Genomic DNA, 17862 nt, shown 5'->3' on the forward strand with positions numbered 1-17862 from the left:
TCCCCCGTACATCCCCAGGCAGGAGACATTTCCATGAGCAGCACCCTCAGCAATCGCCAGGTCCGCCTCGCCAAGCGCCCCGAAGGCGCGGCCACCCGCGACAACTGGCAGTTCACCACCGAGCCGGTCGGCGAACCGGCCGAGGGCGGCGTCCTGGTCAGGACCCTGTCGCTTTCGCTCGACCCCGCCATGCGCGGCTGGATGAACGAGGGCAAGAGCTACATCCCGCCGGTGGAGATCGGCGCCGTCATGCGTGCCGGCGGCGTCGGCCGCGTGGTCGCCTCGCGCAACCCGGCCTTCGCGGTCGGCGACACCGTCTACGGCACGCTGGGCGTGCAGGAATACATCCTGATCCCGCAGGAGGACATCAAGCGCAACGGGCTCGTCAAGATCGACCTGCGCGCCGGCTCGATCACCCAGTGGCTCAACGTGCTGGGCATGCCGGGCATGACCGGCTACTTCGGCCTGATGGACATCGGCGAGCCCAAGCCCGGCGAGACCGTGGTCGTCTCGGGCGCCGCCGGCGCGGTCGGCCAGACGGTGGGCCAGTTGGCCAAGATCAAGGGCTGCCGCGCGATCGGCATCGCCGGCGGCCCGGAGAAGTGCGACTGGGTGGTCAAGGAGCTGGGCTTCGACGCCTGCATCGACTACAAGGCCGGCCCCTCCGCCGTGCGCGACGGCCTGAAGGCGCACTGCCCCAAGGGCATCGACATCTACTTCGACAACGTCGGCGGCGAGATCCTCGACGCCGCGCTGGCCCGGCTGGCGCGCGGCGCGCGCATCATCATCTGCGGCGCGATCAGCCAGTACAACAACGCCAACAGCGCTCCTGCGCAGGGCCCGAAGAACTACCTGAGCCTGCTGGTGAACCGGGCGCGCATGCAGGGCATGGTGGTGTTCGACTATGCCGACCGCTACCCCATCGCCGTGGCCGAGATGGCGACCTACCTGAAGGACGGCCGCATGAAGAGCCGCGAGGACGTGGTCGAGGGCATCGACACCTTCCCCGAGGCGCTGACGCGGCTGTTCACGGGGCAGAACTTCGGCAAGCTGGTGCTGCAGGTGGCGAAGGACTGAGCCAAGCCATCAGGCGCGAATCCGCGACCCCATCACCGCCGCCGACAGGATCAGGCACGCCGCCAGCGCGATGGTCCAGCTCAGCGGCCGCTGCGTGACCAGCATCAGCAGGGCCGTCGAGGCCAGCGGCGTGATGTAGCTCAGGATGCCGATCTGCCGCGCGTCGCCGCGCTTGAGCGCCATGTCCCAGAGGAAGAAGGCCGCGCCCAACGGCCCCAGGCCGCACAGCGCGACCAGCAGCCAGTCGCGCGCCGAGAGCGACGCCTGCGGTTCCAGCAGCGCATGGCAGGCGAGCGCGAGCACGCCCGACACCAGGCCGAACAGCCCGATGGCCGTGGTCGGGAAGGCAGCCACACGCTTCGTCCACAGCGAATAGCTGGCCCAGATGAAAGCCGAGCCCAGCGCGGGCAGGAAGCCCCAGTAGCCGGCATCCGTGGCCGCCGGCCCGGCGTTGCGCGCGCCGAGGATCGCGATCGCGGCGCCCGCGAAGCCCAGCAGCGCTGCCGCCAGATGCAGCGGGCGCAGCGACAGCCCCGGTAGCAGCGCCGGCGCCAGCACGACCATGAAGAGCGGCCACAGGTAGTTCACCAGGTTGGCCTCGACGGGCGGTGCGTGGCGCAGCGCAATGAACAGCAGGAAGTGGAAGCCGAACAGGCCGTAGATGCCCAGCGCGAGCGTGCGCGCCGGCACCGCCCAGGCCTGGCGGTTGCGCAGCACCGCCGGCCAGCTCATCACGCTGCCGATCATCAGCGCGAGCCCGGTCAGGAGGAAGGGCGGCAGGTGCGAGAGCGACGTGCCCAGCGAGGCGAGCGTGCCCCAGAGGGCGATGGCGGCGAGGGCGTACAGCGTGGCGGCGGACATGCGCCCGAGCTTAAGCGGCGGGCTCGTCGCGAAACGACGGCGCATCGTCGGGAAACGACGGTCTTCAGTTCCTTCGAAGGGCCGCGGTGAGTGCGGACGGCGAGCGGTAGCCGGTGCGGCGGGCCGTCTCTGCGACGCTCATGCCGCCCGTGCGCAACTGCCTCGCCTGCAACAGCCGCTGGCTTCGCAGCCACTGCATGGCCCCCATGCCCTGCTCGACGCGGCAGCGCTGGGCGAACTGGCTGGGGCTCAGGCACGCGACCGCCGCGAGGTCGGCAACGCTCAAGGGCTGATGCCAGCGCGCTTGGGCCCACGCGGCAAGGGCCGGCCAGTCGATGGCGCGCCGGCGGCCGTTCGGAACCTGAGGCCCCCAGGCCTCCAGCAGCAGCGCCGGTGCGTGATGCAGCGCGGCCGCGGGTGGCGAAGCCTGCGTCACGCACAGCGCGAGAAAGCGCGCCAGCGACAGGAGCTGCGGCGCCATCGGCGTGCGTCCGGCGCACTGGGCCCACAGGTCCTGGGTGGTGTCGAGCACGAGGCATCGGCTGCCGGCGCGCGATTCGAAGTCGTGGCGCTCGCCGGGCGTTACCACCCAGCCCTCGCCGGCGCCGACGCGGCGGCCGCGCCCCTCGACCTCCAGGTCCAGCACGCCGTCGAGCCCGATCAGCACCTGGAAGTGCTCATGCGCATGGCTGCCGCGCGAGGCGCCGTAGCGCCGCAGCGAAAGCGCGTGCGAGGGCCATGGCGTGGTGTCGTGCGATTGCATGGGAGGGCGCCGATTGTCCTCCCGTTCAGCCGGCCGAGCGCTGCAGCCGCATGGTGAGCGAGAAGCGCTCCGCCGGATGGAGGGTGACCGTGACGTCGATCGTGTCGCCCTCGGCGTCGAGGTAGCGGCGCACGATCTGCATGGCCGCCGAGCCTGTGTCCACGCCCAGCTGCCGCGCCATCGCCGCGGGCACTTCCACCGCCTGCAACTGCTGCACGATCTCGACCACGCGCCGGCCGTAGCGCTGCTCGATCAAGGTGCTGACCAGCGCCTCCGGCGAATCGCGAACGACTTCCACCAGCTCGGTGTAGGCCGGGTCCATGTACAGGTCGGTCCAGCAGATCGGCAGCTCGGGCTGCTCTTCGTCCATCCGCAGGCTGGAAATGCGCAGCCAGGCCGTTCCCTCCGCGCAGCCGAGCAGGCGCGCCAGGGCACCCTTGGCTTCCAGCGTCTCGACCTCCCGCACCACCCGGACATGCGTCGCACCGAACTGCACGACGTCTTCGACCGAGGCCAGCGACTGCTGGAAGCCGACCTGCGGCGTCGCCGACTCCACGCGCGTGCCGACGTTCTTGCGGCGCGACACCAGGCCCAGCTGCTGGAGCTCCTGCAGGGCGGCGCGCACCGTGTGCCGGCTCGTCTTGTAGTGATCGCGCAGCTCCAGTTCAGTCGGCAGCAGCGTGCCGACGGGGTAGTGCCCCGAGGTGATGCCTTCCTTGAGGTGCAGGGCGATATCGGAAAAGCGGGGCTTGTTCATCGTGAACGTGATTTTGAGGCTCAGGGTTAACACCAAAACGCAGATATGTTCGGACATATTAAAGTCAATATGTCCGAACATATGAGAGCCACCATGTCCTCCACCTCTTTTCCGATGGCCAGCACGGTCGTCGATTCGATCCTGTTCCGCGACGCCTTCGGCACTGCGAAGATGCGCTCGCTCTTTTCCGACCGCGCCCTGATCCAGCGCTACATCGACGTCGAGGTCGCGCTGGCGAAGGCCGAGGCGCGGGTCGGCGTGATCCCGCGCGAGGCGGCCGAAACCATTGCGCGCGAATCCACCATCGAGCGCATCGACTTCGACCACATGCGCGAGGAGACCGACATCGTCGGCTACCCGATCCTTCCGCTCGTGCACCAACTGGTGGCGATGTGCGGCGAGGCCGGGCGCTACGTGCACTGGGGCGCGACCACGCAGGACATCATGGACAGCGCGGTGGCGCTGCAGGTGCGCGACGCGCTCGACGGCATCGACGCCGACATCCGCGAGCTGCGCGCCATCCTGGCCGGCCTCGCGAAGAAGTACCGCAACACGCCGATGGCCGGCCGCACCCACCTGCAGCAGGCCCTGCCCGTGACCTTCGGCTACAAGGCCGCGATCTGGCTCGCGATGTTCGATCGCCACCAGCAGCGCCTGGCCGAATTGCGCCCGCGCGTCGCGGTGGTCGAGTTCGCCGGTGCCGCGGGCACGCTGGCCTCGCTCGGCGACAAGGGCTTCGAGGTGCAGCAGGCGATGGCCGAGGAGCTCGGCCTGGGCGTGCCCGCCACCACCTGGCACGTGGCGCGCGACGGCTTCGCCGAGGCGGTGAACCTGCTGGCGCTGGTGACCGGCTCGCTCGGGAAAATCGCGCTCGACATCATGATCATGGCGTCCACCGAATTCGCCGAGGTGTACGAGCCTTTCGTGAAAGGGCGTGGCGCGAGCAGCACGATGCCGCAGAAGCGCAACCCGATCTCCAGCGAGCTGATGCTGGCTGCGTCGAAGGCGGTGCGGCAGCACGCCGGCCTGATGGTCGACGCGATGGTGCAGGACTTCGAGCGCGCCACCGGACCCTGGCATGCCGAGTGGATCGCGATCCCCGAGAGCTTCATCCTCACGGCGGGCGCGCTGCACCAGGCCAAGTTTGCGCTGGGCGGCCTGATCGTCGATGCCGAGCGCATGAAGCACAACCTCGGCATCAGCCGCGGCCTGATCGTGGCCGAGGCGGTGATGATGGGCCTGGCGCCGCACACCGGCCGCCAGCAGGCGCACGACCTGGTCTACGACGCCTGCCGAACGGTCAACGAGAAGGGCGGCACGCTGGCCGAGGCGCTGGCCGCGCTGCCCGAAGTGACGAAGCACCTCGACCGCGCCGCGATCGACCGCCTGAGCGACCCCGCCAACTACCTCGGCCTCGCGCCGCAGATGGTGGATCGCGCGCTCGCGCTGTCGGCGAAGGTGCAGCACTGAATTTTCCCGACCCCCATCCTTCCTTCCATCCAGGAGACATGAGCATGCGTTTCATCAAGACCGTTCTGTGCGCATTCGCGGCCGCCGCCGCCGTCGGTGCCGCGCAGGCCCAGGCCTACCCGACCAAGCCGATCACGTGGATCGTGCCCTTCGCCGCAGGCGGCCCCACCGATGCGCTCGCGCGCAGCATCGCCGAGCGCGTGGCGCGCGAGCTGGGCCAGCCGATCGTGATCGACAACTCGGCCGGAGCGGGCGGCACCATCGGTGCCGCCAAGGCCGCACGCGCGACGCCCGACGGCTACACCATGCTGGTCGGCCACATGGGCTACATGGGCGCCGCGCCGGCGCTCTACAAGAAGCTCAGCTACGACCCGGTGAAGGACTTCGAGCCCGTCTTCCGCTTCCCCGACACGCCGCTGGTGCTGATGGTGCGCAAGGAGCATCCGGCCAGGAACATCGAGGGCCTGATCGACTTCGCCAGGAAGAGCCCGGACAAGCTCTTCATCAGCAACGCCGGCGTGGGCTCCAGCTCGCACCTGATCGCGGCGCTGGTCGCGAGCGCCGCGAACGTCAAGGTGACGCTGGTGCCGTACAAGGGCGCAGGGCCGGCGCTGGTGGACGTGATCGGCGGCCAGGTCGACGGCATCTTCGACCAGACCAACACCGCGCTGCCGCAGATCACCGAGTCCAAGGTGCGCGCGCTCGCCGTCACCTCGAAGGTGCGCCTGCCGCAACTCAAGGACGTGCCGACGCTGGCCGAGACTGTGCTGCCGGGCTTCGAGGCCTCGACCTGGTACGGCATCTATGCACCCAGGGGAACGCCCAAGGCGGTGCTGGACAAGGTCCAGCAGGCCTATCTGAAGGTCATGACCGACAAGGCCTTCACCGACAAGATGAGCAGCCAGGCGATCCAGATGCTGCCGGCCGAGCAGTACACGGGCGCCGCGCTGGGCAAGCACACCGAGGCGGAAGTCGCGCGCTGGAAAGCGGTCGCGGCCAAGACCAACATCTCGCTGGACTGAGGCGGTATGACCGCCATGCGTGTGGAGCACGATGCCTTCGGCCCGGTCGAGATCCCGGCCGATCGCTACTGGGGCGCACAGACCCAGCGCGCGCTCGGCGTCTTCGAGATCGGCGAAGAGCGCTTCCCCGCCTGCCTGATCCGCGCCTTCGGCTTGCAGAAGATGGCGGCCGCGCGCGCCAACCTGCGCTGCGGTGCGCTCGATGCCGCGCTGGCGCAGAAGATCGTCGCCGCTGCCGAAGAGCTGCGGGCCGGGCGCTTCGACGACCACTTCCCGCTCAGCGTGTGGCAGACGGGTTCGGGCACGCAGACCAACATGAATGCGAACGAGGTGATCGCGAACCGCGCCAACGAGCTGCTGGGCCAGCCGCTGGGCACGCGTGCGCCGGTGCATCCCAACGACCACGTCAACGCCTCGCAATCGTCCAACGACAGCTTCCCGACCGTGATGCACCTCGCGGCACAGCAGGAACTCGCGCAGCGGCTGCGCCCCGCGCTCTTGCTGCTGCGCCAGCGGCTGGCCGAGCGTGCCACGGCCTTCGCCGGGGTGCTGAAGATCGCGCGCACGCACCTGATGGATGCGGTGCCGATGACCATGGGCCAGGCTTTCGACGCCTTCGGCCGCCAGATCGGGCACGGCATCGAGCGGATCGACGCGACGCTGCCGCGCCTTTGCCTGCTGCCGCAAGGCGGCACTGCGGCCGGCACCGGACTGAATGCGCCGCCGGGCTTCGACGCGGCCTTCTGCGAAGAGGTGAGCGCGTTGACCGGCACGGTCTTCGCGCCCAATCCCAGCAAGTTCGAAGGCATGGCGGCGCACGACACGCTGGTCGAGGTCTCGGGCGCACTCAACGTGGTGGCCACCTCGCTGGTCAAGATCGCCAACGACATCCGCCTGCTCGGCTCGGGCCCGCGATGCGGTTTGGGCGAGCTGGTGATCCCGGACGACGGCCTGACCAGCTCGATCATGCCGGGCAAGCGCAATCCGACCATCGCCGAAGTGGTGGTGCAGGCGAGCCTGCAGGTCATGGGCAATCACGTCACCATCACCCTGGCCGGCGCCTCCGGCAACTTCGAGCTCAACGTTGCCAAGCCGGTGCTGATCCACAACCTGCTGCAATCGATCCGCGTGCTGGCCGACAGCGCCCGCGTGTTCGCCGAGCGGATGGTGAAGGACATCGAGGTCGACCGGCAGCGGCTTGCGGCACAGGTCGACAACGCGCTGCTGCTGGTGACCGCGCTCAATCCGGTGCTGGGCTACGACCGGGTCGCGCAGATCACGAAGACCGCGCTGGAGCGGAACACGAGTCCGCGGGATGCGGCCGTCGCACTGGGCTTCCTGAGCGCCGCGGACTACGACCGGCTGGTCGACCCGAAGGCGATGGCCGGCGTATCGGTTAAAGCCTGAGGAGCAGGGCCGAGGCCGCACACACCAGCAGGAAGGGGATGCTGATGCGATGGAATTCGCGCAGCCCGTGCGGCACCTTCGCCAGCCGCAGCGCGATCAGGTTGGCCAGCGAGCCCAGCACGCAGCCGAAGCCGCCCACGCTGACGCCGGCGGCGAGCGCGGGCAGGTCGTGCATGTAGCGATCGAGCAGGATGGTGGCCGGCACATTGCTGATGAGCTGAGAGACGCCCATGGCGGCCAGGTAGGCGCGCCAGCCCTCGCCGATCGGCCACTGCTGCAGCACCGCGGCGACGGCCGGCAGCTCGGCCAGCTGGCGCAGGTCCACGAACATCAGCGCGATGATCGCGAGCAGCGCCCAGTCGATGCCCAGCAGCACGCGCGGGCGCAGCAGCAGGAAGGCGCCGAACACCAGGCCGAGCCCGGCGGCCAGCCAACGCTGGTCGAGCGCGATCACGAAGGCGATGAAGAGCAGGGCCGACAGCGCCAGCAACCGCGGCTGCACGGGCTCGGCATCGCCCGCGGGCTTGAGCTGGATCTCCACGCGCGGCACCAGGAAGCGCACCGCGGCGAAGAGCCAGAACAGCATCACGGCCACGGTGGGCGCCATCATGCCCGAGATTCCCCCAAGCGCGAAGCGCGTTTGCCTTTGCACGACAAGGACTTGGCGTGAGATCGGGGTTCCGACTTCTGTCTACAGGCGGATCTGCTGGATGAGGTCGAGCGCGCGCTGCTGCTTGGCGTTGGGCGTGGTGAGGACCTCGAAGGTCGGCGCCTCGGGGCCGGCCTGTGGGGCTCGGCAGGTATTGCGCGCGATGGTGGCGAGCTCGGCCATCAGGGTGGAGAAGCTGTGCACGGGCGTGCCGTCGTCCAGGGTGTGGCGGGCTGCCTTGGCCAGCGCCGCCTTGGAACGCGTGGCCGGCGCCACCGGGTCACGCGTGGCCTTGGCGCGCCGGTCGGTGTCGGCGAACATCAGCGGCGCCCAAGCCTCGCGCATGTGCCACTCGACGTAGTAGGCCAGCATGCACAGGAAGATGTGAGCCCGTACCCGATCGGCGGTGCGGTGGTGGATCGGGCGCACCTTTAGGTCGATCGTCTTGAGCGAGCGGAACGCGCGCTCGACGTTGGCGAGCGCCTTGTAGTTGCGCACGCAGTCGGCCGAGTCCATCTGTGTGGGCGGCACCGACGTACGGATGATGTAAATGCCGTCCAGCGCCGCCTCGGCGGCAATGGCGTCTGTCTTGCGCGCGAAGGTAAAGGCGGTGTCGCCGATGGCCAACTCGAAGTGCTTGGCCATCTTGTACTGGTTGATCACCTTGCCCACGCGCAAGCCGATCTCATCCTTCCCGGCGAGCTTGCCCGCGTCCACGCGGGCCTTGATCTTCTCGAGGTTGGCCTCGGTGGCCGCCAGTAACTCCTCGCGCTTGTGCGTGCGCAGCTTGGCAAGCTCCGGATTGCGGCATGCCACCAGGCGCTCGCCCGGATAGTCCGGCGAGCTCAGCTCGAGCAGATTGCGCTCGTCGAACAGGTCCAGTTGCAGCTGCCCTTGCTCGACCAGCGCGCGGATCGAGACGCTCTTCAGCGCCGTGATCCAGGCGATGCCGTCGCTCTCGCGCATCTCGTCAATGGCCTTGTTCGAGATCATTCCGCGGTCGCCCACCATCACCAGCTGCTCGATGCCGAAGTCCTCGCGCAGCCGCTTGACCTCGGGCATCAAGGTCTGGCTGTCGGCGACGTTGCCCTCGTGCACCGACACGGCCAGCGGGCAGCCGCGCGCATCGGTGAGCAGGCCGTAGTTGACCTGCAGCAGGCCCTTCTTGCCATCGCGGCTGTAGCCAAGCTTGGCCAGCGGACAGCAACTGCCCTCGAAGTAGCTGGAGGACAGGTCGTACAGCACCAGGCCACCGGGGCTCAGATGGCGCGAGGCGAGCTTCTTCTGGATGCGATCCTGGCGCTCGAGCAGCCAGTCCATCGCCGCATACAGATCATCCTCATCGGCGTCGGCGACACCGAAGTCCTCGGCCAGTGTCGTGGTGTGCCACCAGCGCGTGGTGGCGAGCTTCGTGTGCGGGGCGACGATGCGCGCGGCCACCATGGCCAGCACCAGCGCACGCTCGGCGCAGGGCTTGGAGGCCAGCAGCGAGGCCATCTCCAGGCTGGCCATCGCGGCGCCTGCTGCCTGCACATGGCCGTGGGGACGCGAGCGCGTGATCTGGAACGCCGAGGACACGGGCACGAAGGTCTCGCCCTGCAGCGAGCGCCGGATGATCTCGATGAGCTCATCGGGCAGGTGCGACAGGTTGCCCAGGGTCTCGTTCTTGACCTTGCCGTCCTCGCGGTAGCTGCGGCGCAGCAGATGGGTGCGATAGACCTGGTCCTTGTAGGTGCGCGTCGTAGTGACGACATGAGCGGTACCGGTTCGGGCTGCCATGGAAACAACTCTAGTCACATATCATCAAACTTCAAGTCAATTTAGTGACTACATGTATCATCCAAAAAAATCCTCCAGAGAGGAGGATTCATCAGCAGCGACAAGCACTTGCCGTAGTTGGAGTAACTACAGAGGGCGGGAACTTCGGTCATGCCCATGAAGCCCAGGAAGCTCTCGCCCGAGCGGTGCCAGAGGTACAGGTTCTGGGGATTGCCGATCGGCGTGAGGGCAGAGCCTGCGTTCACGGCCAGCGCCTCCAGCACGACCAGCCGCGCCAGCGGCAGGTGGGCCTGCGCCGCCAGCACCCTTGTGAGCGGCACCAGCAGGAACAGGCTCACGTCGTTGGTGACCAGCGCAGAGAGTCCTGCGGCGGTCGCGACGAGGAAGAAGACCAGGTGGCGCAGTTCGGTGGTGCGCGCGAGCAGTCGCGCGGCGACGGACTGCAGCATGCCGCTGCGCTCGACGCCCTGCGTGATGGCGAGCAGGCCGGCCAGGGCGCCCACCGTCTGCCAGTCGATCAGCTTCAGGTAGTCCAGCGGCGCGCGCGGGCGCACGAAGGCGAAGACCACGGCCACCGCCAGCAGCACCCACAGGAGGCCGTGCCCGCCGCCGTGCTCGGCCGTGGCGGCCTCGGCTTCAGCGGGCGTCGCGCTCACGCAGCTCGCGCTTGAGCACCTTGCCGATCGCGCTGCGCGGGAGCTCGTCGATCAGGTGCAGGCGCGCGAGCCGCTGCGTCTTGCCGAGCTGGGCATTGGCCCATTGCAGCAGCGCCTCGCCCGGCGTTTCGTCGCCTGCGCGCCGCACCACGAAGGCCACCGGCGTCTCGCCCCATTGCTCCGAGGGCATGCCGACCACCGCGGCCTCGGCCACTGCCGCGTGGCCGCGCAGCACGGCTTCGAGGTCGCTCGGGTAGATGTTGAAGCCGCCGCTGATGATCATGTCCTTCTTGCGGTCGAAGAGGGTGAGGAAGCCCTCCTCGTCGAAGCGACCGACGTCGCCGGTGCGGATGAAGCGTTTGCCTGCCGGGTCGAACCACTCGGCCTCGCGCGTCTTCTCGGGCTGGCGGTGGTAGCCGACCATCATGCCGGCCGAATGGCCCACCACCTCGCCGGCCTCGCCGCGCGCGACCTCACGGCCCGATTCGTCGATCAGGCGGATGTCGCTGCCCTCGGCCGGCTGGCCCACGGTGTGCAGCTTGTCGGGGTGCAGGTGCGCTTCGAGGATGCAGGTGCCGCCGCCCTCGGTCATGCCGTAGAACTCGACCAGGCCGCCGGGCCAGCGCTTCAGCACATCGGCCTTGAGCGCGGCGCCGAAGGGAGCGCTGGTGCTGAACTTGAAGCGGAAGCTGGAGAGGTCGTGCTTGTCGAAGGCCGGGTGCGCCATCAGGCGCTGGTACTGCACCGGCACCAGCATCGTGTGGGTCACGCGATGCCGCTCGGCCAGCGCCAGGTAGCCGGCGGCGTCGAACTTCGGCATCAGCAGCACGCAGCCGCCGTAGGCGAGGGTGGGGAAGAAGACCACCAGCGTGGTGTTGGAGTACAGCGGCGTCGACAGCAGCGTCACGGTGTCGGGCCCGTAGCCGTACTTGGCGCCGCGCTGCACGTGGGCCCAGCGCATGCCGTGGCCCTGCACGATGCCCTTGGGCTCGCCGGTGGTGCCGGAGGAATAGATGATATTGAAGGGCCAGGCGGGCTGCGGCTCGACGGCTTGCGGCCGCGCGCCCGTCGGGGCCAGCCAGGCGGCCTCGAAGGCCTGCCCGGCCGCGGAGGCGTCGAGCGCGATGCGCGGGATGGCGTCCTTCTCCGGCGCGCCGATCACCTCGGCTGCCGCGGCGTCGAGGAAGAGGATGCGCGCCTGAGCGTCCTCGATCATCCTGGCGAGGCTGGCGGGCGTGGAGCCGGGCGCCAGCGGCGCGACCGCGATGCCGGCGCGCAAGGCGCCGAGGAACAGTGCGGCGTACTGCGTGCTCGAGGCGGCGCAGATCGCGATGGCGTCGCCCGCGCGCAGGCCGTCGCGCTGCAGGCTCGCGGCCACGCGGTCCATCAGCGCATCGAGCGCGCCGTAGTCCAGCGTTCGTTGGGAATCGGCGAGCGCAGCGCGGGACGGGGCTTCCTGCGCATGCAGGCGGATCAGATCGGCGATGGCGCCGAACTCGCGTGCCATCGCGGCGTCGATCGCGCTCATCCGCGGGCTCCCCTCAGACGCCGGCGGCGTGCGCCTGCTGGTCGGCGTGGTAGCTGCTGCGCACCATCGCGCCCACCGCGGCGTGGCTGAAGCCCATCTTGTAGGCCTCTTCCTCGAACATCTTGAAGGTGTCGGGATGCACGTAGCGGCGCACCGGGAGATGGCTGCTGCTGGGCGCGAGGTACTGGCCGATGGTCAGCATGTCGATGTCGTGCGCGCGCATGTCGCGCATGACCTGCAGGATCTCCTCGTCGCTCTCGCCCAGGCCGACCATGATGCCGCTCTTGGTCGGCACCTTCGGATGCAGGGCCTTGAACTTCTTCAGCAGGTTGAGGCTGAACTGGTAGTCGCTGCCCGGACGCGCTTCCTTGTAGAGGCGCGGCGCGGTCTCGAGGTTGTGGTTCATGACGTCCGGCGGCGCGGCCTTGAGAATCTCGAGCGCGCGGTCGTCGCGGCCGCGGAAGTCGGGCACCAGGATCTCGATCTGCGTCTGCGGCGAGAGCTCGCGGATGTTGCGGATGCAGTCCACGAAGTGCTGGCTGCCGCCGTCGCGCAGGTCGTCGCGGTCCACGCTGGTGATCACCACGTACTTGAGGCGCAGCTTGGCGATGGTCTTGGCGAGGTTGAGGGGCTCGTCCTGGTCCAGCGGGTCGGGCCGGCCGTGGCCCACGTCGCAGAAGGGGCAGCGCCGGGTGCACTTGTCGCCCATGATCATGAAGGTGGCGGTGCCCTTGCCGAAGCATTCGCCGATGTTGGGGCAGGAGGCCTCTTCGCAGACGGTGTGCAGGTTGCTTTCGCGCAGGATCTGCTTGATCTCGTAGAAGCGCGTGCTCGGGCTGCCGGCCTTGACGCGGATCCACTCGGGCTTCTTGAGCACCTCGCCCTGCACCACCTTCACCGGGATGCGCGAGAGCTTGGCCGCGGCCTTCTGCTTGGCCAGCGGGTTGTAGGTGGCGGGGCCTTGGGCGTCGCGGACGACTTCGGGGGTGCTCATGGGTGCGTGGGCGGGGCTCAGGGCGCGAGGTAGATGGCGAGCTTGCTGGCCAGCACCTGCGCGGCTTCGTCCCAGGTTGTTTGAACGCCGATTGTAGAAAGGTCGACGGTTTTCAGGCCAGGGTAGCCGCAAGGGTTGATGCGGGAGAAGGGTTCGAGGTCCATCGCGACGTTGAGCGCGACGCCGTGGTAGGTGCGGTGGCGGGTGATCTTGATGCCGAGGGCGGCGATCTTGCCGAGGCCGTGGAAGGGGGCGGGGTCCCCCTGTGGTGAGGGCTGCAGCCGTGCATGCGAAAACGGATCGTCCAACCGGACGTAGATACCCGGCGCCCCGCCCACGCGGTGCCCGGTCACCGCGAAATGCGCCAGCGTGCGGATCACCGACTCCTCGATGCGATACACATACTCCTTGACGTAGTAGCCCGCACGCTTGAGGTCGATCAGCGGATAGGCCACCACCTGCCCCGGCCCGTGGTAGGTCACCTGCCCGCCGCGATCGGTCTGCACCACGGGGATCTCGCCGGGATTCAGCACATGGTCGGCCTTGCCGGCCAGGCCCTGCGTGTAGACCGGCGAGTGCTCGCAGATCCACAGCAGGTCGGCCGATTCCGGCGTGCGGCCCTGCGTCAGGCGCTGCATCGCCGCATAGATGGGCGCGTAGTCGACCTGGCCGAGCCAGTCGACCTCGAGCGTCACAGCACCACCTTGACCATCGGATGCGCAGTGAGCGCGCGGTAGATGTCGTCCAGCTGCTCGCGGCTGGTGGCGGTCACGGTGATCGTCACGCCCAGGTAGTTGCCTGCCTTGCTGTTGCGCAGCTCGACGGTGCTGGCGTCGAAGGCCGGATCGAACTGCTGGGCAATCTGCGTGATGGCATGCACGAAGCCGTCGGCCTTGGCGCCCATCACCTTGATCGGGAACTGCGAGGGGTACTCGATCAGCGATTCCTTGCGCGCGTCGATCGGGGTGTCGGAAGGGGGGGGGGTCATGCTGTCACTCCGTGGTCGTGCGCGCTGCGTTCCTTGGCGCGCTGGTAGCCGGCATCGATGGCCTGGAAGACCGGGCCCGTGCGGCCCGTGCCGATGGGCTCGCCGTCGAGCGTGACGACCGGCAGCACCTCCTTGGTGGCCGAGGACAGCAGCAACTCGTCGGCGCCGAAGACTTCGTCGCGCGCGATGCGGCGCAGCGAGAAGGGGATGCCGGCCTCGCCGCAGATGCGCTCGATCAGGCCGTAGCGGATGCCCGCGAGCACCAGCTCGTCCTTGGGAGGGCCGCTCACCGCGCCGTCCTTCACCACCCAGACGTTGCTCGACGAGGCCTCGCTCAGCCAGTCGCCGCGGAACATGACGGTCTCGGCTGCGCCGGCCTCCACGCTGATCTGCCGCGCCAGCACCGCGCCCAGCAGGCTGGTGCTCTTGATGTGCGCCTTTTGCCAGCGGAAGTCCTGCGCGCTGACGCAGGCCACGCCCTTGGCGCGCGCCGCGTCGGGCACCGGCTTCAGCGGGTTGAGCATCACGAACACGGTGGGCACGAGGCCCTGGGGCATCGCGTGTTCGCGCGGCGCAACGCCACGCGTGACCTGGATGTAGAGCGCCTGCACGGCGGCGCGCTGCTCGGCGGGGCTGGCCTCGACCAGGCGCATCGCGATCGCTTGCCATTCCTCGCGCGTGAGCGGGTTGGTAATGCGCAGCTCGGCCAGCGAGCGGTCCAGCCGCGCCATGTGTTCCTCGAAGCAGAAGGGCGCGCCGCCGTAGACGGGCACCACTTCATAGACGCCGTCGCCGAAGATGAAGCCGCGGTCCAGCACGCTGATTTTGGCGTCGCGCAGCGGCGTGTAGACGCCGTCGAGATAGCAGAGAGAATCGGGGAGAGCTTCGGCGATCGGGTGCATGAGGGATTATGGTGGGGGCTGCGCTGTGCTTTCCAATGCCTGCCCTGGCGCCCGCGTGATCGGCAAGGGTGTTGGCAAACCTGACGGGAAGCTGGCAAAGGGCCGTGGGTTTCTACTTATAATCAGCGGCTTTGTAGAATTTCTGGGTCGTCATCCGGGCTTCATTCGATATGAAAACAATTGCCCGCGATGCGCATGTTCATGAGGACGGACAAGACCCGGATGCCGACTTCAAGCCGCTGACTGCCGAGGAGGCCCAGCGGCTGCGCGAGCGGAAACCGCTGATCTCGCCGTGGCGCGTGATCGCGATCCAGGTCGCGGCGGGGCTGCTGGTGGCATTGGCCGCCTGGGGCTTGTCGGGGAGGCAGAATTTGGGGTGGTCCGCCGGATACGGCGCATTGGCGGTGGTGATTCCCTCCGCGGTGTTCGCAAGAGGACTGACGGGGAGGTTTTCTTCGCTGAATGCGGGCACCGCGGTGCTCGGGTTCTTCTTGTGGGAAATGGTCAAGCTGGTCTTGTCGGTGGCGATGCTGCTCGCCGCGCCGAGACTGATAACGGAACTGAGTTGGCCGGCGATGCTGGTGGGCTTGGTGGTGACAATGAAGGCGGCGTGGGTGGCGGTAATGCTGGCGCCCAAACGCCCGAAAATTTAAAGACGAGTAACGGATGGCTGCTGAAAACGCTGCGGAACATGGTCAGACCGCTGGTGAATACATCGTTCACCACTTGACCCATCTTCAAAGCTCCAAGCCGGCAGGTGTTGCCGATTTCTCGGTTTTCAACTTCGACTCCCTGTTCTTTTCGATCGCGCTCGGCGTGCTCGGCTGCTGGCTGCTCTGGCTGGCTGCTCGCAAGGCGACCTCGGGCGTCCCGGGTCGCTTCCAGGCCGCCGTCGAGATCCTGGTCGAGGTGGTCGACCAGCAGGCCAAGGGCATCGTCCACAACGCCCAAAGCCGCAAGTTCGTCGCGCCGCTGGCGCTCACGATCTTCGTGTGGATCTTCATGCTCAATGCGATGGACCTGCTGCCGGTCGATCTGCTGCCCGCGATCTGGGCCCAGATCTTCGGTGCCGCCGGCCACGACCCGCACCACGCCTACCTGCGCGTCGTGCCTACGGCGGACCTTTCGGTGGCGATGGGTATGTCGGTTTCCGTGCTGCTGATCTGCCTGTACTACAACATCAAGATCAAAGGTGCCGGCGGCTGGGTGCACGAGCTCTTCACCGCGCCCTTCGGCAACAAGATCTGGCTGTACCCCTTCAACTTCGCCATGCAGATCATCGAGTTCGTCGCCAAGACCGTCTCGCATGGCATGCGTCTCTTCGGCAACATGTATGCCGGTGAACTGATCTTCCTGCTGATCGCGCTGATGGGCGGCGCCTTCACGCTGTCGGCCACCGGGATCTTCCTGGCGCTCGGCCACATCATCGCCGGCACCGCCTGGGCCATCTTCCACATCCTGATCATCACGCTGCAGGCCTTCGTGTTCATGATGCTGACGCTGGTGTACGTGGGCCAAGCCCACGATCACCACTGATCCGGGTTCCCTGCGTTCTTTCCGCTTTCGTTTTTTCTTTTTCTCTTCAACCAAAGTCCTTAGGAGTCATCATGGAAGTTATTAGCTTTGTCGCCCTGGCCGCCGGCCTGATCATCGGTCTGGGCGCCGTGGGCGCTTGTATCGGCATCGGCATCATGGGCAGCAAGTACCTCGAGTCGGCCGCCCGCCAGCCCGAGCTGATGGGTGAACTCCAGACCAAGATGTTCCTGCTGGCCGGTCTGATCGACGCCGCGTTCATCATCGGTACCGGTATCGCGCTGTGGTTCGCCACCGCCAACCCCTTCCTCTCGCAGATCGCCAACCTGCCGAAGTAATTGAGCGCAGGCTTCTCGTCGAAACCGCTGCAGACCTTTCTTCCTCATGAAGAACGGCGCCGGATTTCAATCCCAAAGAGAGGGTGAAAAGTGAGCATTACCGGTACCCTGATCGTCCAGATGATCGTGTTCCTGATTCTTGTCGGGTTCACGATGAAGTTCGTGTGGCCGCCGATCGCCAAGGCGCTGGATGACCGTGCCCAGAAGATCGCCGAAGGCCTGGCCGCAGCCGACAAGGCCAAGGTCGCGTTGTCGGAAGCGGACAAGCGGGTGGAAGTCGAGCTGGGCAAGGCACGCAACGAGTCGGCGCAGCGCCTGGCCGATGCCGAACGCCGTGCGCAGGCCATCGTTGAAGAGGCCAAGGCCCGCGCCACGGAAGAAGGCAACAAGATCGTGGCGGCCGCCCGCGCCGAAGCCGAGCAACAGGCCGTGAAGGCGCGCGAGACGCTGCGCGAGCAGGTGGCCGTGCTGGCCGTCAAGGGCGCCGAGCAGATCCTGCGCAAGGAAGTGAATCCGGCCGTGCACGCCGATCTGCTTTCGCGGCTGCAGACCGAACTCTGAAACGGACGCCATGGCTGAACTCGCCACCATTGCACGCCCCTACGCCGAAGCGCTGTTCAAGGCGTCTTCGACGGACCTCGCCGGCGCCGGCGCATGGCTCGAGAGGGTCGCGGCCATCGCCGCCAATCCCGAGCTGCAGCAGTTCGCCGACAACCCCAAGGCCACGCCCGAGCAGGTGCTGGGTGTGATTGCCGGCGCCAACGGCGCTGCGCTGCCCCCGGCCGCCAACAACTTCCTGATGGCGCTGCTCGAGAACGGCCGCTTCACCGCGCTGCCGGAGATCGCCAGGCAGTTCCGGGCCCTGGCGAATGCGCAGAGCGGCTCGTCCGATGCGGTGGTGTACAGCGCCTTTCCGATCGACGCCGCTTCGCTCAACGGCGTGGCCGCCGCGCTCGAAAAGCGCTTCGGCCGCAAGCTGCAGGTCACCGTCGAGCAGGACCCGTCCCTGATCGGTGGCATCCGCGTGGTGGTGGGTGACGAGGTGCTCGACACCTCCGTCAAGGCGCGCCTCGAACAAATGAAAGTTGCGCTGGCAGCCTGAGGCCGCCAGCCCCCTCAACGAAAGAAGGAAAGAGTC

General features: G+C 67.8%; 20 protein-coding genes. 9 read left to right on the forward strand and 11 right to left on the reverse strand.

The genetic code is table 11. From position 1 onward, the window contains the following. Positions 1–33 precede the first annotated feature (33 nt). Positions 34–1077 (forward strand): NADP-dependent oxidoreductase, encoded by a 1044-nt coding sequence (locus tag GXN78_RS15070; RefSeq protein ID WP_106560627.1) that lies wholly within the window; start codon positions 34–36, stop codon positions 1075–1077. A gap of 9 nt (positions 1078–1086) precedes the next feature. Here GXN78_RS15070 and GXN78_RS15075 read toward each other — a convergent pair whose 3' ends face one another. From GXN78_RS15075 to GXN78_RS15085, 3 genes are all read right to left on the reverse strand, one after another. Beyond that, entirely contained in the window at positions 1087–1938 is an 852-nt protein-coding gene (locus tag GXN78_RS15075; protein ID WP_106560628.1) for a DMT family transporter, read from the reverse strand. A 64-nt stretch (positions 1939–2002) separates the two neighbouring features. Continuing rightward, positions 2003–2701 carry an AraC family transcriptional regulator gene (locus GXN78_RS15080; protein WP_106560629.1) on the reverse strand — a complete coding sequence of 233 codons (699 nt, stop codon included), beginning with the start codon at positions 2699–2701 and terminating at the stop codon, positions 2003–2005. A 25-nt stretch (positions 2702–2726) separates the two neighbouring features. Next, on the reverse strand, positions 2727–3458 hold the full coding sequence (locus tag GXN78_RS15085; protein ID WP_106560630.1) for a GntR family transcriptional regulator: 732 nt from the start codon (positions 3456–3458) through the stop codon (positions 2727–2729). A 93-nt stretch (positions 3459–3551) separates the two neighbouring features. Between GXN78_RS15085 and GXN78_RS15090 the strand changes: the two genes are divergently transcribed. Genes GXN78_RS15090 through GXN78_RS15100 form a run of 3 tightly spaced genes read left to right on the forward strand, consistent with a single transcriptional unit; the run spans position 3552 to position 7357 of the window. Then, complete coding sequence (locus GXN78_RS15090; RefSeq protein ID WP_106560631.1) at positions 3552–4928, forward strand: adenylosuccinate lyase family protein; 1377 nt, start codon at positions 3552–3554, stop codon at positions 4926–4928. Positions 4929–4972: 44 nt separating this feature from the next. Then, complete coding sequence (locus GXN78_RS15095; RefSeq protein ID WP_106560636.1) at positions 4973–5950, forward strand: tripartite tricarboxylate transporter substrate-binding protein; 978 nt, start codon at positions 4973–4975, stop codon at positions 5948–5950. Between the two features lie 6 nt (positions 5951–5956). Beyond that, positions 5957–7357, forward strand: coding sequence for a class II fumarate hydratase (locus GXN78_RS15100; protein WP_106560632.1), 1401 nt, complete (start codon positions 5957–5959; stop codon positions 7355–7357). Here GXN78_RS15100 and GXN78_RS15105 read toward each other — a convergent pair. From GXN78_RS15105 to GXN78_RS15140, 8 genes are all read right to left on the reverse strand, one after another. Next, positions 7347–7967: a hypothetical protein gene (locus GXN78_RS15105; RefSeq protein ID WP_239142720.1), complete on the reverse strand. Its 621-nt coding sequence runs from the start codon at positions 7965–7967 to the stop codon at positions 7347–7349. The two genes, GXN78_RS15100 and GXN78_RS15105, sit on opposite strands and share 11 nt — an antisense overlap. A gap of 81 nt (positions 7968–8048) precedes the next feature. Continuing rightward, complete coding sequence (locus GXN78_RS15110; RefSeq protein WP_106561502.1) at positions 8049–9785, reverse strand: IS1634 family transposase; 1737 nt, start codon at positions 9783–9785, stop codon at positions 8049–8051. A gap of 41 nt (positions 9786–9826) precedes the next feature. Continuing rightward, a complete protein-coding gene (locus tag GXN78_RS15115; RefSeq protein ID WP_239142721.1) occupies positions 9827–10441 on the reverse strand; it encodes an SLC13 family permease in 615 nt (204 codons plus the stop codon). Then, entirely contained in the window at positions 10422–11948 is a 1527-nt protein-coding gene (locus GXN78_RS15120) for a class I adenylate-forming enzyme family protein (RefSeq protein WP_106559314.1), read from the reverse strand. The genes GXN78_RS15115 and GXN78_RS15120 overlap by 20 nt, the downstream gene beginning before the upstream one ends. A gap of 34 nt (positions 11949–11982) precedes the next feature. Then, positions 11983–12963 carry a lipoyl synthase gene (lipA, locus tag GXN78_RS15125; RefSeq protein ID WP_106559262.1) on the reverse strand — a complete coding sequence of 327 codons (981 nt, stop codon included), beginning with the start codon at positions 12961–12963 and terminating at the stop codon, positions 11983–11985. 17 nt (positions 12964–12980) lie between these two features. After that, complete coding sequence (gene lipB / locus GXN78_RS15130; protein ID WP_106559263.1) at positions 12981–13658, reverse strand: lipoyl(octanoyl) transferase LipB; 678 nt, start codon at positions 13656–13658, stop codon at positions 12981–12983. Further along, a complete protein-coding gene (locus GXN78_RS15135) occupies positions 13655–13951 on the reverse strand; it encodes a DUF493 family protein (RefSeq protein ID WP_106559264.1) in 297 nt (98 codons plus the stop codon). The genes lipB and GXN78_RS15135 overlap by 4 nt, the downstream gene beginning before the upstream one ends. After that, positions 13948–14853, reverse strand: coding sequence for a D-amino acid aminotransferase (locus GXN78_RS15140; RefSeq protein WP_106559265.1), 906 nt, complete (start codon positions 14851–14853; stop codon positions 13948–13950). The genes GXN78_RS15135 and GXN78_RS15140 overlap by 4 nt, the downstream gene beginning before the upstream one ends. A gap of 170 nt (positions 14854–15023) precedes the next feature. Here GXN78_RS15140 and GXN78_RS15145 point away from each other — a divergent pair, with 170 nt between their 5' ends. From GXN78_RS15145 to GXN78_RS15165, 5 genes are all read left to right on the forward strand, one after another. Further along, entirely contained in the window at positions 15024–15506 is a 483-nt protein-coding gene (locus tag GXN78_RS15145; protein WP_106559266.1) for an ATP synthase subunit I, read from the forward strand. A gap of 13 nt (positions 15507–15519) precedes the next feature. Next, the gene (atpB, locus tag GXN78_RS15150) at positions 15520–16389 is read left to right on the forward strand and encodes a F0F1 ATP synthase subunit A (RefSeq protein WP_106559267.1); all 870 of its coding nucleotides are present in this window, start codon (positions 15520–15522) and stop codon (positions 16387–16389) included. A 68-nt stretch (positions 16390–16457) separates the two neighbouring features. Further along, a complete protein-coding gene (gene atpE / locus GXN78_RS15155; RefSeq protein WP_170855569.1) occupies positions 16458–16724 on the forward strand; it encodes a F0F1 ATP synthase subunit C in 267 nt (88 codons plus the stop codon). 90 nt (positions 16725–16814) lie between these two features. After that, positions 16815–17285 (forward strand): F0F1 ATP synthase subunit B, encoded by a 471-nt coding sequence (locus tag GXN78_RS15160; protein ID WP_106559268.1) that lies wholly within the window; start codon positions 16815–16817, stop codon positions 17283–17285. 10 nt (positions 17286–17295) lie between these two features. Continuing rightward, positions 17296–17826: a F0F1 ATP synthase subunit delta gene (locus GXN78_RS15165; protein WP_106559269.1), complete on the forward strand. Its 531-nt coding sequence runs from the start codon at positions 17296–17298 to the stop codon at positions 17824–17826. Positions 17827–17862: the final 36 nt, after the last annotated feature.

Origin of the sequence: Variovorax sp. WS11 (assembly GCF_010499245.1) — a bacterium.
Classification (GTDB): Bacteria; Pseudomonadota; Gammaproteobacteria; order Burkholderiales; family Burkholderiaceae_C; genus Variovorax.

Bases quoted from the DNA above. Each gene is read 5' to 3' on its own strand.
- GXN78_RS15070 (WP_106560627.1), top strand. From the start codon at position 34: ATGAGCAGCACCCTCAGCAATCGCCAGGTCCGCCTCGCCAAGCGCCCC.
- GXN78_RS15075 (WP_106560628.1), bottom strand. From the start codon at position 1,938: ATGTCCGCCGCCACGCTGTACGCCCTCGCCGCCATCGCCCTCTGGGGC.
- GXN78_RS15080 (WP_106560629.1), bottom strand. From the start codon at position 2,701: ATGCAATCGCACGACACCACGCCATGGCCCTCGCACGCGCTTTCGCTG.
- GXN78_RS15085 (WP_106560630.1), bottom strand. From the start codon at position 3,458: ATGAACAAGCCCCGCTTTTCCGATATCGCCCTGCACCTCAAGGAAGGC.
- GXN78_RS15090 (WP_106560631.1), top strand. From the start codon at position 3,552: ATGTCCTCCACCTCTTTTCCGATGGCCAGCACGGTCGTCGATTCGATC.
- GXN78_RS15095 (WP_106560636.1), top strand. From the start codon at position 4,973: ATGCGTTTCATCAAGACCGTTCTGTGCGCATTCGCGGCCGCCGCCGCC.
- GXN78_RS15100 (WP_106560632.1), top strand. From the start codon at position 5,957: ATGACCGCCATGCGTGTGGAGCACGATGCCTTCGGCCCGGTCGAGATC.
- GXN78_RS15105 (WP_239142720.1), bottom strand. From the start codon at position 7,967: ATGATGGCGCCCACCGTGGCCGTGATGCTGTTCTGGCTCTTCGCCGCG.
- GXN78_RS15110 (WP_106561502.1), bottom strand. From the start codon at position 9,785: ATGGCAGCCCGAACCGGTACCGCTCATGTCGTCACTACGACGCGCACC.
- GXN78_RS15120 (WP_106559314.1), bottom strand. From the start codon at position 11,948: ATGGCACGCGAGTTCGGCGCCATCGCCGATCTGATCCGCCTGCATGCG.
- lipA (WP_106559262.1), bottom strand. From the start codon at position 12,963: ATGAGCACCCCCGAAGTCGTCCGCGACGCCCAAGGCCCCGCCACCTAC.
- GXN78_RS15135 (WP_106559264.1), bottom strand. From the start codon at position 13,951: ATGACCCCCCCCCCTTCCGACACCCCGATCGACGCGCGCAAGGAATCG.
- GXN78_RS15140 (WP_106559265.1), bottom strand. From the start codon at position 14,853: ATGCACCCGATCGCCGAAGCTCTCCCCGATTCTCTCTGCTATCTCGAC.
- GXN78_RS15145 (WP_106559266.1), top strand. From the start codon at position 15,024: ATGAAAACAATTGCCCGCGATGCGCATGTTCATGAGGACGGACAAGAC.
- atpB (WP_106559267.1), top strand. From the start codon at position 15,520: ATGGCTGCTGAAAACGCTGCGGAACATGGTCAGACCGCTGGTGAATAC.
- GXN78_RS15165 (WP_106559269.1), top strand. From the start codon at position 17,296: ATGGCTGAACTCGCCACCATTGCACGCCCCTACGCCGAAGCGCTGTTC.